Below are 13228 nucleotides of genomic sequence, written 5' to 3' on the forward strand. Positions count from 1 at the left end.
TATCTTTGCCTTGTACCGGGCGCCAACATCCGGTACCTTAGCGCCCGCCGAAAAACGTTATTTCAAGGACAACAATGAGCGCACTTATCTGTGGATCGATGGCCTACGACACCATCATGGTGTTCCACGACAAATTCAAAAATCACATCCTGCCCGAGAAATTGCACATATTGAACGTGTCATTTCTGGTACCGGCGCTGCGCCGCGAATACGGCGGTTGCGCCGGTAATATCGCGTATAACCTGAAACTGTTGAACGAGGAACCGCTGATCATGGCCACGGTCGGCCACGATTTCGAACCCTACGCCCATTGGCTGAGCCAATGCGGCATTTCCAGTCGTTACATCAAGGTGCTGGACGACCATTACACCGGTCAGGCTTACATCACCACCGACGTGGAAGACAATCAAATCACCGCCTTCCACCCCGGCGCGATGAATTTCTCCCATCTGAACAGCGTGCCGTTGGCGTCCGAGATCAGCGTCGGTATCGTTTCGCCGGACGGCAAGCAAGGCATGCTGGAGCACGCCGAACAATTCGCCGAACTGGGAATTCCGTTTATCTTCGATCCCGGCCAGGGCATGCCGATGTTCGACGGCGACGAATTGTTGAAGCTGATGGATCTGGCCAATTACGCCACGTTTAACGATTACGAGTCGGAATTGATGCAACAGCGCACCGGCTTGAGTCTGGAACAACTGGCCGAGCGGGTCGACGCGTTGATCGTGACCTTGGGCGGCCAAGGGTCGAAAATTTATACGCGCGGCGAGTGCATCGACATCCCGTCGGCCCAGCCCAAGCAACTGGCGGACCCGACCGGTTGCGGCGACGCATTCAGGGCCGGCTTGTTGTACGGTCTGATGAACGACTACGATTGGGACGTGACCGGCCGGATCGCGTCGTTGCTGGGCGCGATCAAAATCGAGCACAACGGCACTCAAAACCACACCTTCACACTGGCGGAATTCAAGGCCCGTTACGAACAAACCTTCGGATCGACGTTTTGAGTTTAGCCAAAACCCAAGCCTTGCTGGCCTTGATGGCCCGGCTGCGCGACCCTGAGACCGGTTGTGCCTGGGATGTCAAGCAGGACTTCCGCAGCCTGATTCCCTACACGATAGAAGAAGCCTACGAAGTCGCCGACGCGATCGAGCGCGACGACTTCGACGATCTGCGCGGCGAACTCGGCGACTTGCTGCTGCAAGTGGTGTTTCATTCCCGAATCGCCGAAGAACGCGGCTTGTTCGATTTCGAGCAAGTCGCCGGCGCGATCGGCGACAAGCTGGTGCGCCGCCATCCTCACGTATTCGCCGACGCCAAATTCGACAGCGACGAACAGCGCCAGCAAGCCTGGGAAACCGCCAAGGCCGAGGAACGTCAACAAAAGCGGCCGGCCGACGCCGATGAAAGCGTGCTGGCCGGCGTCGCCCAAAGCCTGCCGGCTCTGGTGCAATGCGAGAAAATTCAAAACCGCGCCGCCAGTCACGGCTTCGATTGGCCGGCCGTCGAACCGGTGTTCGACAAGGTTCGCGAAGAATTGCAAGAAGTCCATGAAGCCTGGCAATCCGGCGATCAAGCTCACATCCACGAGGAAGTCGGCGATTTGCTGCTGGTGGCTGTCAATCTGGCCCGCCATCTGAAAGTCAATCCGGAAATCGCGTTGCGCGAAGCCACTCGTAAATTCACCCGCCGCTTCAATTTCATCGAACGCGAGGTCAAGGCCAGCGGCCGGCAATTGTTGGATTGCGAGCTGGCCGAACTGGACGCGTTGTGGAACGAAGCCAAGCGCCGCTTGCAAAGCCAATGAGTCGCTTGGCCGGTCCGATCAGGGGGGCGTGTCTCGCCGGGGCGCTATCGTTGGGGGTATTGGTGGCCGGGACCGTCCGCGCGGAAGTGCTGGGCACGATTTCCGAGGACTCGGCCCCGCCAACGGTGCCGGCCGAGAGCAGCGGCCGCGACGATCGGCGAATTGTTTACCGGGTCATTTGTACGCCGGAAGACCACGATTTACCTGATTGCGATCAATCCACTGTCGATGGCGGCGTTGTCCCGTCTTCGGCCAATGCGGTTGCGGTACCCGATTTACCGGCCGATGCCGAGGACGACGCCAAACTGGAGCGCGCGGCCGCCGAACCGGCGGCCGCCCATGCCCGAAAATCCGGCAAGTCTAAAAAAGCCGGAAAAAAGACCGCGGCCAAATCCAGCACCGGCAAGAAACGGCATCGCTAGCCGCCGAATCGGGTTTCAGGCCGCCTGGGCGTAACCGCCGGTGGCGGTTTGCGGCTCCGGCGCGGCATCCAGCAGGCGTTGGCTGTCTTCCAGCCAATGTACGATGCTCAACTGGCCGGCGGCATTCTCGACCAGGGCGGTACAACTTTCCACCCAGTCGCCGCAGTTGGCGTAAGTCTTGCCGAACTCCATATCGCTGATGTCGGCGTGGTGGATGTGGCCGCAGATGATGCCGTCCACCTTGCGCTTTTGGGCTTCCAGACTGAGGATGTGCTGGTAGTTGTCCATGAACGCCACGATATTCTTGACCTTATGCTTCAAATACGCCGACAGCGACCAGTATTTGTAACCCAAACGGGCGCGGATCGCGTTGAACCAGCGGTTGATGTACAGCAGCACTTCGTAAGCCTCGCCGCCGATGTAGGCCAAGCTCTTATTGTGGCAGACGATGCTGTCGAACTCGTCGCCGTGCAACACCAGAAAGCGCCGGCCGTCCTGGGTCTTATGGACCGCGTTTAGTTGAATGTCGATGCCGTTGAAATGCATGCCGGCGTGTTTGCGGAACATTTCGTCGTGGTTGCCGGGAATGTAGACCACGCGGGTGCCGGCCTTGGCTTTTTTGATGATGCGTTGCACGATGTCGTTATGCAGCGCCGGCCAGTAAAAGCCGCTACGAAATTTCCAGCAATCGATGATGTCGCCGACCAGATACAGGTAGTCGGACTCGCTGTTGTCTAGAAAGTCCCGCAAGTACTCGGCCTTGCACCCCTTGGTGCCGAGATGGGTATCGGAAATCCAGATCGAACGATAGTGCAATTTCATGGCACGCTCACCATAGCAGTTTGACATGAGTTCAGCATAAATCCGTTATGTGACAGCTCGGTAAAGCTTGCGTGACATTTCGGTTAAAGCTGCTTGGGCCGCCACTTTCGGCGTTGTCGGCTATGCTTGTGGCGTGGCGTCCAGCTTGATCGCTCCGTCGATCGGCATGGTTGTCGTTATCCGAATCGCCATCGTTTCAGCCGAACCTACGGAGTAGTCATGAGTACCGAAATCAACCTGTCCGACACCGAACTGCGCCAGATCGACGCCTACTGGCGCGCGTGCAATTACTTGGCCGCCGGGATGATTTACCTGCGCGACAATCCCTTGCTGCGCGAGCCGTTAAAACCCGAGCACATCAAGCGCCGCCTGCTTGGCCATTGGGGTTCCAGTCCCGGTTTGAGTTTTGCCTACGTGCATCTGAACCGCTTGATTAACAAGTACGACCAAAGCGTGCTGTTCATCGCCGGCCCCGGCCACGGCGCGCCGGGCGTGTTGGCGCCGGTTTACTTGGAAGGCACCTATAGCGAGATTTATCCGAACAAGGGCGAAGACGAAGAAGGCATGCGTCAGTTTTTCAAGGAATTCTCGTTTCCGGGCGGTATCGGCAGTCATTGCACGCCGGAAACGCCGGGCTCGATTCACGAGGGCGGCGAGCTGGGTTACAGCATTTCCCACGCCTTCGGCGCGGCTTACGACAATCCGGATCTGCTAGTCGCGGCCGTGGTCGGCGACGGCGAGGCCGAGACCGCCGCGTTGGCGACCTCCTGGCATTCCAACAAATTCCTGAATCCGGCCCGCGACGGCGCCGTGCTGCCCATCCTGCATCTGAATGGCTACAAGATCAACAACCCGACCTTGCTGTCGCGCATCTCGCATCAAGAGCTGGAAGACCTGTTCAAAGGCTACGGCTGGACCCCGTATTTCGTCGAGGGCGACGATCCGCTGACAATGCATCGGAAAATGGCCGAGACCCTGGAAACCTGCCTGCTGGAAATCCGCAAGATACAACAGGCCGCCCGTGCGGGCAGTGACGTGGTAAGGCCGCGCTGGCCGATGATCGTGTTGCGCTCGCCCAAGGGTTGGACCGGCCCCAAGTTTGTCGACAATCGCAAGGTCGAAGGCTTCTGGCGCGCTCACCAAGTGCCGATGGCCGAAGTCAGGGAAAAGCCGGCGCATTTGGCGCAATTGGACGAGTGGCTGAGGAGCTACCGGCCGGAAGAATTGTTCGACGCCAACGGCAGTTTAATTCCGGAATTGAAAGCACTGGCGCCGAAGGGGCCGCGACGGATGAGCGCGACGCCGCACGCCAATGGCGGCGTATTGCGCCGAGCATTGCGGATGCCGGATTTTCGCGACTACGCGGCGGCCTTGCCCGGCCCCGGCAAATCGGTCGCCGAGAACACCCGGCCGCTCGGCCTGTTCCTGCGCGACATTATGGCGGAGAACATGCGCAACTTCCGGGTATTCGGCCCGGATGAAAATTCGTCCAACAAACTGGATGCGATCTACGGTGCCAGCAAAAAAACCTGGCTGGCCGACTATTTGCCGGAAGACGCCGACGGCGGCGAATTGGCGACCGACGGCCGGGTCATGGAAATGCTGTCCGAGCACACGCTGGAAGGCTGGCTGGAAGGCTATCTGCTGACCGGCCGCCACGGTTTTTTCTCGACTTACGAAGCCTTCGTTCACGTCATCGATTCGATGTTCAACCAGCACGCCAAATGGCTGGCGATGATGAAGGCCGTGTCTTGGCGGGCGCCGGTGTCGTCGTTGAATCTGCTGATTACCTCGACGGTCTGGCGCCAGGACCACAACGGTTTCACCCACCAAGACCCCGGTTTCCTGGACGTGGTCGTCAACAAAAGCCCGGAAATCACCCGAATCTACCTGCCGCCCGACGTCAACTGCCTGTTGTCGGTCGCCAACCATTGTTTGCAAAGCACCAATTACATCAACGTCATCGTCTGCGACAAGCAAAAACACTTGCAATACCTGGACATGGACGCCGCGATCAAGCATTGCACCAAGGGTATCGGCATTTGGGAATGGGCCAGCAACGACAACGGCAGCGAGCCGGATGCGGTGTTGGCCAGCGCCGGCGACATTCCGACCAAGGAAGCCTTGGCGGCGGTGGTCCTGCTACGCGAGCATTTCCCGGACTTGAAAATCCGCTTCGTCAACGTCGTCGATCTGTACAAGCTGACCCCGGCCGCCGAGCATCCGCACGGCTTGAGCGACAAGGACTTCGACAGCCTGTTTACCGTCGACAAGCCGGTTATCTTCAATTTCCACGGCTATCCGTGGCTGATTCACCGTTTGACCTACCGCCGCACCAACCACAAAAATCTGCACGTGCGCGGCTACAAGGAAAAAGGCAGCATCAACACTCCGCTGGAATTGGCGATCCAAAACGAAATCGACCGTTTCAGTCTGGCCATCGACGTGATCGACCGGATACCCGCGCTCCGAGTCGCCGGCGCCCACGTCAAGGAAAAGCTCCGCGACCGCCAAATCGAATGCCGCAACTACGCCTACGAAAACGGCGTGGATCTACCGGAAGCCGACAACTGGCTGTGGCCGTGATCGTTTGCTAAACCCGTCGGCAGCCAGCCATTCCGGCGCCGCCGGAATGGCTGGGACATCGCCTCGGGCGCGGCGGAAACCTAACAGGCTGTTGAAATTTGCCGATATACCTTCGGTTTCGACGCCATTTTCCGAAGCACCGGGTGGTCTGGAAGCCTGATTGGGCCTCAAAAACCGGTTTTAGCCGGTTATATTCACCCCGAAGGGGGGCAATTCCGCCTTTGGGCGGATTTCAGGCGTACTAGCGCCTAGGCGGTCGTGTAACGCCAGCCGAAAATGGCGCCCATCCGCGTTAGGTTATAGGCCGCAAACGTAAAAATCGTTTGCGCGGCGACTTTCTTCAAACCCCGGAACTTGGTTTGCCGTAGCGGACCGACGGTCTTGGCCCAGCCGAAGACCTCTTCGATCCGCTTGCGGATTTTGAGGCTTTTGCGGTAGCCGTCGTGTCGGGTGGTGCGGCCGTCGATGGCCGAGCCTTTGTCCTTGCTGGCGACATGCGGGGTCACCTTGCGCTGGCGTAGATTGGCGACAAAGTCTTGGGTGTCATAGTTTTTATCGGCACCCAAGGTCGCGCTCGGCTTGTGGATCGTACGCTTGACCATGGTTTGAGCCGCTTCGCGTTCCGCTGTTCCCTTGGCCTGAGTGACTTCGACATCGACCACCAGGCCGTTACGGTTTTCCATCAAAGCATGACCAAGAAATGCCAACTGCGATTTGTCGCCCTCGCTCTTTTTGTACAGCCGCGCATCGGGATCGGTACGTGATACGTGAGTCTCGTTACTGCGCTTCTCGCCCTTGAAGTTGACCGTGGGATTACGGCCGCCGTCTTCCGGCGGCGGGGTCGAGCCGTCTTTTTTGACGAAACTCTTGTGCGAGGCCCAGGCCTGAATCAGCGTACCGTCCACGGAAAAATGTTCGTCGGACAGCAACTTTTGCCAGTCCGCCAAGGCCAACACCCGTTCGAAAAACAAACGACTGATGCGCTCGTTCAGCAAGCGGTCGCGGTTGGCGCTGAAGGTGGAGTGGTCCCACACGGCGTCATCCATGGTCAAGCCGACGAACCAGCGGTAAAGCAGATTGAAGTCGATATGCTCCACTAACTGCCGCTCCGAGCGGATGGACAACAAGACTTGCAGCAGGCTGGCGCGTAACAGGCGCTCCGGCGGAATGGAATCCCGGCCGCGACGGGCGTAGAGCGCATCGAACTCGTCATCCAATGTGGCCAGCAACAGATCGACCACTTTGCGCAGCTTGCGGAGCGGATGTTTTTTTGGAATCCGTTCTTCCAGGGTTCGGTAACTGAACAGTTCTTCTTGGGTAATGTCGGCGCCGCGCATGGATTCGATGGAATATGTGGAAAACAAAAGCATTTTACCATGAATAACAACGTGTTACGAATATATCCAGCACCTAACTCAACGAATCAATGCGGCTTGCGGGGGAGATAAAATCAACAGCCTGCTAAGTGTTGTCGCCTGGCGCTTGGCTTGATTCAATGGCCGCGCCTTAACCGCGATTGCAGATCGTAAAATGATATATGGAAAGAACAGCACGAATTTAAACAACAGGTTTCCGCGCGGGAATCGTGGTTTGGTGGTATGCGGAAACTGTTTAATTGCTTGTTAGGCACACTCGTTATTTCAATAAACATATGGATTCTAAGAAGGACCGTAGGTCCGATTAGCGGTAGCGTAATCGGACGTATGCGATTTCGTTCCTCCGATTAAGCTACGCTAATCGGAGGAACTCTAACTGGGATACGACAAAAATCTCCAGGCAGCATAGTTTGTTTGTTTGACTGAAATTGCCCGCTTCTATAGAATCCGCGCAGCCTAGCCAAAGGTTAGGAAGCCTGCCAATTCAACAATTCAAGGAGAACTCATGTTTAGATTTTTGGATATTTCACGCGGGATCGCTCTGCTAGGCGGCATGCTGGCAATCAGCTCGGCACAAGCCACAGTAGTTGCCGGAGTGGATTTCGGCAAAACCGCAACCGCTCATTACGTTATTAACGCAACGGGGAGTTCGGCTACCTACAGACCCTCTTTAATCGTAATCGGCGCGGATGGCTCGGAGCCAAGCGAGAACTTTGGACCATTCAGCATATCCGGTTCATTTGACGTCGAACGCTATCAAAGCACGGCAAGCCCTTCTTCAACGTCGGCAAGCGGAGAAATCGCCAACAGGATATTGTTTACCAACGCCAATATCACGCTGAACGGCGCAATCCATAGCTTCGATTTTCCCAGCTTCTTTAGTGCCATGATTAGCGGCACGGCATTTCAGTCGGAGCCTGAATCTCTCGGTTGTTCCATCCCGTCAGGCGTCATTGCTTCCTGCGTGACAATGCCCAATCTAAACCCATCTTTTTGGTCCGGAACACTGAGCGATCAATCCATAAGCATTGACGGTTTCGCGGCGGTAGATAGTATAAAAGCGGGGTATAACTATCACATAGAAGCTTCCGTCATTCCGTTGCCAGGAGCCATATGGTTGTTTGCTTCCGTACTGAGTTTGGTTGGAATGAGCCAAAGAAAACGCCATAGCAATTAAGTTTTTCGCGAAGGACCGTAGATACTGTTAGCGGTAGCGTAATCGGACGTATGTGATTGCGTTCCTCCGAATACGCTGCGCTAATCGGAGCTTGTACTGTGGCGCGCGCCTTTTATGTCGAATGTTCGGTCGCTTAGAGATTTACTCTGGTACTGACAATATGAATACTTACGTTGCCTTTTTTCGCGGTATCAATGTCGGTGGCAGCCATTCGCTACCGATGAAGGAACTTGTTGCCGCCTTGGAACACATCGGGGCTCGGAAGGTTCGGACATATATTCAAAGCGGCAACGGGGTATTTGAGAGTACTGAAAATAACCTGGCTCATCTTTCCAAGCAACTTTCCGCCGAGATCAATATGCGCCGTGGTTTCGAGCCGCATATTCACATTCTTACTCTCGAAGCACTCTCCAAAGCCATCGCGGAGAATCCATTTCCCGAGGCGGTGATTGCCCCGAGTAGCTTGCACCTCGGTTTTCTCTCCGCATCGCCACAAAATCCAAATTTGGAGAAGCTTGCCGCCCTAAGAACGAATAGCGAACGTTTTCTGTTAACCGAGCACGTGTTTTACCTTCATGCGCCGGAGGGGATTGGTAGGTCGAGGCTCGCTGCTAACTCAGAGAAACTTTTGGGTATCTCAATGACGGATCGCAACTGGAAAACGGTTTGTAAAGTCATGGAAATGGCGAGTTCGGGATAGCAGCTTCCTAAGCTCGCAATGCGCCGGAGCCGCGCAAAAAGCCGCGCAGTTCATGGTTCGTTACTATGTTGGTTAAAGCTCGGCGGCCGGGTTTTCGTAGAGCCGAAGGCTAGGGGGACGGCAACAGTGGTGTCCGAGACAGCAATTGCGAAGCGCCTGCGAAAGCCGGCGTTCTAAAACCCTTCAATTTCATTGTGATTCGGCTCATTCCCGACAGATTTGACTTCTTTGCTTAGTTTGAGCAGTTGAGCCGTCACCTTGATGCTCTTCTAAATGGTAAGCAATGCCTACCCAAAGCCCGAGTTTTGAGACAAACCCAGCCGTCGAAGGCTTCATTTTCGTCAACGATGATTGCTGACCGTCGGCGGAATGGAGTTGCCGCTGGCTTGCAAGTCTATGGCCTCCGGATGCGCGGTGTAGTGTTGCCTGAGGCAAGCCGCGAACGCTTGCTTGGTCGCGTCTTCGATCGGGCAGGGGTCGGTTTCCGGCAGACAGGCCAGCAGGCCGCGCAATAAAGCGTCCTGCGGCGCCGGTATTCCGGCGAGCCACGAGGCCAGCAAGCCGCGATGAATTTGGGCCGGCAACGAAGCCAGAATGCCGATGTCGTTCTGATCGTGTACCAGCAAGCCGGAAGTGGTGCCGCGATCCAAGGTCAACACTTGGAAAAGATACAAGGTGTGGTAGTCGAGCTGGCGTTGGCGGTGTTCCTCGCTGGGTTGGGTGCGGGTCGCCAGCGCCGCCGCCAATATCGCGCAATAGGTATCGATCGCGGCCGTGCCGACGGCCTGGGCCAGCTCCAGATCGGCGTCGAAATCGCCGCTATTATGGTTTTCCAAATAAAAGTGGCTGACGCCGCGATGGCGCCGTAACGCCGGGATATAGAAGTAGCGGTCGCCTTGTCGCGCGGCTTCGTCGTAGAGCGCCGGCGCGGCTTGTTTCAGGCAGTCGGCAAACCGGGTCGTGTCCGATTCGATCGGGTTCGACGGATTCAGGTCGGCCATCATCCGCCAGTAACCGTTGCCGTCCTTCATTTCGGTCCAACTGATGTGGATGTGTACCGACGGCGCCAGCGGGTTGTTCGGATGGATGATCGTGGAAAGCGCCGACGCGGAAGCCAGCTTCTTGGCGGGGTCGTCGTCGTACTGAACTTGCGAGGTGTTGACCGAGGCGCGGTTGAATGCGTTCAGGTCGGTGGCCATGTAGCGGGCGCCGCCGCCGTGCCGGCCTTGGTCGCGCAGCCATTCGATCGGCTCGAATGGCTGGCCGTCGCCGAATTGGACCGCGATTGGGTTCAGTTGGCTCACGAAACGCCGCCTAAGCTCGCGGAGCATCGCGTAAGCGCGCTCGGCGCGCGGGGATTTTGCGTGAATCGCTGGCATATTCTGATTTCCGAGATTTAACGAGTTGGTTGAGGTGGGTTAGGCAACGGTCGCCGCGATGCGCCGATCGGGTGCTACCGGGGCGGATCGATGGTCTCGACTCGGTTTTGGGTTTGTTGTTGAAATTCAGGGACCAATTGTTTCAAACAAGATAGCAGCTCGCCGGCTTCGCGGCACAGGCAGCCGGCCTGCATGCGCTCGATGCTGGCCAGCCATTCGCCGCTGTCGTAGACCCTGGCCTTGGCTAGCCGCAGTTTCGGCAGGCCGGTGGCTTGCAAGGCCTCTTGTTCATGGAACAGCTCTTCGTACAATTTCTCGCCGGGACGCAAGCCGACGTATTCGATCGCGATGTCCCGATCCGGGATTTTGCCGCTGAGCCGGATCATTTGTTCGGCCAGATAACGGATCTTGACCGGCTCGCCCATGTCCAACACGAAAATCTCGCCGCCGGCGCCGGCGGTTTCGGCCTGCATGATCAACTGGCAGGCTTCCGGTATCGTCATGAAGTAGCGGGTGATGTCCGGGTGGGTGACCGTGACCGGGCCGCCGGCCTTGATTTGCTCGCGAAACAGCGGCACGACGCTGCCGGCCGAATCCAGCACGTTGCCGAAGCGCACCGTCGTGAAGCGGGTCGAGCCCGGCCGGTCCAGGTTCTGGCACAGGATTTCGGCGGCGCGCTTGGTCGCCCCCATCACGTTGCTGGGATTGACCGCCTTGTCGGTCGAAATCAACACAAAGCGCGCCACGCCGCCGGCGATGGCGGCTTCGGCGAGGATTTTGGTGCCGATCAGGTTGTTGTGCACGGCTTCGCGGACCTGATATTCCAACAAGGGCACGTGCTTGTAGGCGGCGGCGTGGAACACGATTTCCGGACGCTCGGTTTCGATCAGGCGTTGCACGGTTAAGACGTCGGCCACGTCGCCGAGCACCGCGACGCGCGGCAATTGTGGAAACAGCCGGGCCAGGTCGGCGTCGATCTTGTACAAATTGAATTCGCATTGGTCCAAGACGATCAGCCGCCGCGGCTTTACCTTCGCGAGTTGCTTGCACAGTTCCGAACCGATAGAACCGCCGCCGCCGGTGACCAACACGGTCTTGTCGCGCAGATGGGCCTGAATGCCGGGCCAGTCCAATTTGACCGGCGCCCGACCCAGAATGTCTTCGATCGAGACGCTACGCAGATTGGCCTTGGTGACCGCGCCGCTTAACAACTCCTTGACCGACGGCAGGGTTTGGAAATCGGCGCCGCAGCCTTCGCAGATTTCGACGATACGGCGCATCTGCGCGGCGTTGGCCGACGGCACCGCGATCAACACGGTTTCGATGTCCCATTGCTTGACCAATTCCGGAATTTGCTCGGCGTTGCCGGCCACCCGGATGCCGCGAATCTCTCGGCGAAATTTGCCCGGATGGTCGTCGACGAAAATGACCGGAACGTAGCCGCTGTCGTGATTCGCAAGCAGGTCGCGCGCCAGCATTTCGCCGGCCGATCCGGCGCCGACGATCAACGCCCGCCGGCCGACCCGCTCGACGAAGGCCCGCTCCTTCCAAAACCGGTACACCAAACGCGGCACGCTGAGCAGCGAGAATAGAATGATCACGTATAGCGGTACCACCGAGCGCGGCACGCCTTGCAGACGGTTGTAAAGAAACAGGCCGCAGGCGATCCAAAACACCCCGCTTAACACCGCCTTGCCGATCCGGATCAGGTCGGGCAGCGACGAATAACGCCAGACGCCCCGGTACAAGCCGAACAGCCAGAATTGCCCGACCTGGACGCCGATGACGCCGGGCAGAAACAGAAACGCCGAATACAGGTATTCGTCCGGAATCGCGTGCAGATTAAAGCGCAGCCAATAGGCGCCGAACCAGGCCAGCGGCACCATCGCCAGATCGTGCAGAAAGATCGTCGTGCGCGAGCGGAAACGCCAGGTCACGGCTGAAACTCGGGGTGGCCGGCTTGATAATGCCGGGCAAGCAGGATCAGCGGCGTGTAGGCCAGCGCGATCGCCGCCAGCGCGTAAGCGGGGCGGGAGAACACCCAAAATGCAATCGGCAACAGCCAAAGCAGATTGATCGCCCAGCAGGCCAGCAAGACGTTGGCGTGGCCGTGGCGCTTGGCGGCGTGTTGATAGGTGTGCGAGCAATGCGCCGCGTACCAGCGTTGGCCGCCGAGCGCGCGGCGCGCCAACGTGTAGCTGGCATCGACGATGAACAAGCCGTAAAGAATGACACCGCAATACAGCAGCGCCGGGGCCTCGCGCGTGGCCAGCACGATCAGCAAACCCAGCGCCAAACCGATGAAGCCGCTGCCGACGTCGCCCATGAAGATTTTCGCCTTCGGCCGGTTCCAGATCAGAAAACCCGCGCTGGCGGCGGCTAAGGTCAGCGCCGTTGCTGCTAGGCCGGGGTGGATGTAATGTAGCAAACCGGCCAGCGCCGCCGACACGAACAGGGCTTCCGAGGCGGCGATGCCGTCGGTGCCGTCCATGAAATTGAACAGATTCAACGACCAGACCAAGCCCAACAACGCTAAGGCATAGCCCAGGCTGCCCACTTGCCAAATCAGCCCGCCCAATAATCCGTCCAGCGGCGCCGGCATCAGCACGGCCGGTAAACCGTTCAGTAGCCAGACGGCCGTGCCGGCCGACAGCAGATGAACGGCCAGTCTTAAACGGGCGCTGACTTCGGCATGGTCGTCGAGAAAGCCGATCGCGGCGACCGGTAGCGCGGCGGCCAAGGCTAGCGCGGCGTCGGCAGGTAAACGGCCGTCGAGGTATAGCCAAGCCGAGGCGGCCGCGAAACTGATGACCATCGCCAAACCGCCGCCGCGCGGGGTTGGCGTGGTGTGGGAGCTGCGTTGATTGGGGATGTCCAGCACGCGGTTGCGCAAGGCGTAAAGACGGATCAGTCCGGTCAGGCCGGCCGACAGGCAAACGACGAGGAAGAAAAGCAGCAC

At 58.1% G+C, this 13228-nt stretch carries 11 protein-coding genes; 6 read left to right on the plus strand and 5 right to left on the minus strand.

The features are described 5' to 3' along the window. The first annotated feature begins 74 nt into the window (after positions 1-74). The 3 genes from ACQE3D_RS03225 to ACQE3D_RS03235 are packed head-to-tail and all read left to right on the plus strand — an operon-like array spanning position 75 to position 2229. Positions 75-1007 carry a carbohydrate kinase family protein gene (locus tag ACQE3D_RS03225; RefSeq protein WP_064031580.1) on the plus strand — a complete coding sequence of 311 codons (933 nt, stop codon included), beginning with the start codon at positions 75-77 and terminating at the stop codon, positions 1005-1007. Next, a complete protein-coding gene (mazG, locus tag ACQE3D_RS03230) occupies positions 1004-1807 on the plus strand; it encodes a nucleoside triphosphate pyrophosphohydrolase (RefSeq protein ID WP_313729117.1) in 804 nt (267 codons plus the stop codon). Before ACQE3D_RS03225 ends, mazG begins: the two co-directional genes overlap by 4 nt. Continuing rightward, positions 1804-2229 carry a hypothetical protein gene (locus tag ACQE3D_RS03235; protein WP_313729115.1) on the plus strand — a complete coding sequence of 142 codons (426 nt, stop codon included), beginning with the start codon at positions 1804-1806 and terminating at the stop codon, positions 2227-2229. The genes mazG and ACQE3D_RS03235 overlap by 4 nt, the downstream gene beginning before the upstream one ends. 15 nt (positions 2230-2244) lie before the next feature. Here ACQE3D_RS03235 and ACQE3D_RS03240 read toward each other — a convergent pair whose 3' ends face one another. Then, positions 2245-3051, minus strand: a complete 807-nt coding sequence (locus tag ACQE3D_RS03240; RefSeq protein ID WP_064031578.1) for a UDP-2,3-diacylglucosamine diphosphatase — start codon at positions 3049-3051, stop codon at positions 2245-2247. Positions 3052-3270: 219 nt separating this feature from the next. Between ACQE3D_RS03240 and ACQE3D_RS03245 the strand changes: the two genes are divergently transcribed. Then, positions 3271-5637: a phosphoketolase family protein gene (locus ACQE3D_RS03245; protein WP_313729114.1), complete on the plus strand. Its 2367-nt coding sequence runs from the start codon at positions 3271-3273 to the stop codon at positions 5635-5637. Between the two features lie 248 nt (positions 5638-5885). Here ACQE3D_RS03245 and ACQE3D_RS03250 read toward each other — a convergent pair whose 3' ends face one another. Next, positions 5886-6974, minus strand: coding sequence for an IS5 family transposase (locus tag ACQE3D_RS03250; RefSeq protein WP_313729464.1), 1089 nt, complete (start codon positions 6972-6974; stop codon positions 5886-5888). Between the two features lie 544 nt (positions 6975-7518). Here ACQE3D_RS03250 and ACQE3D_RS03255 point away from each other — a divergent pair. Both ACQE3D_RS03255 and ACQE3D_RS03260 read left to right on the plus strand, forming a co-directional pair. Next, positions 7519-8190, plus strand: a complete 672-nt coding sequence (locus ACQE3D_RS03255; RefSeq protein WP_313729113.1) for a hypothetical protein — start codon at positions 7519-7521, stop codon at positions 8188-8190. Between the two features lie 160 nt (positions 8191-8350). Then, positions 8351-8890: a DUF1697 domain-containing protein gene (locus tag ACQE3D_RS03260; protein ID WP_313729112.1), complete on the plus strand. Its 540-nt coding sequence runs from the start codon at positions 8351-8353 to the stop codon at positions 8888-8890. Between the two features lie 341 nt (positions 8891-9231). Here the strand turns inward: ACQE3D_RS03260 and ACQE3D_RS03265 are convergent, their stop codons facing one another. From ACQE3D_RS03265 to ACQE3D_RS03275, 3 genes are all read right to left on the minus strand, one after another. After that, positions 9232-10269 carry a coproporphyrinogen III oxidase gene (locus ACQE3D_RS03265; RefSeq protein WP_313729111.1) on the minus strand — a complete coding sequence of 346 codons (1038 nt, stop codon included), beginning with the start codon at positions 10267-10269 and terminating at the stop codon, positions 9232-9234. A 74-nt stretch (positions 10270-10343) separates the two neighbouring features. Then, on the minus strand, positions 10344-12206 hold the full coding sequence (locus ACQE3D_RS03270; RefSeq protein WP_313729110.1) for a polysaccharide biosynthesis protein: 1863 nt from the start codon (positions 12204-12206) through the stop codon (positions 10344-10346). After that, a complete protein-coding gene (locus tag ACQE3D_RS03275) occupies positions 12203-13228 on the minus strand; it encodes an MraY family glycosyltransferase (protein WP_313729109.1) in 1026 nt (341 codons plus the stop codon). Before ACQE3D_RS03275 ends, ACQE3D_RS03270 begins: the two co-directional genes overlap by 4 nt.

It is taken from the genome of Methylomonas sp. MS20, from assembly GCF_050275925.1.
In the GTDB taxonomy this organism is placed as follows: domain Bacteria; phylum Pseudomonadota; class Gammaproteobacteria; order Methylococcales; family Methylomonadaceae; genus Methylomonas; species Methylomonas koyamae_A.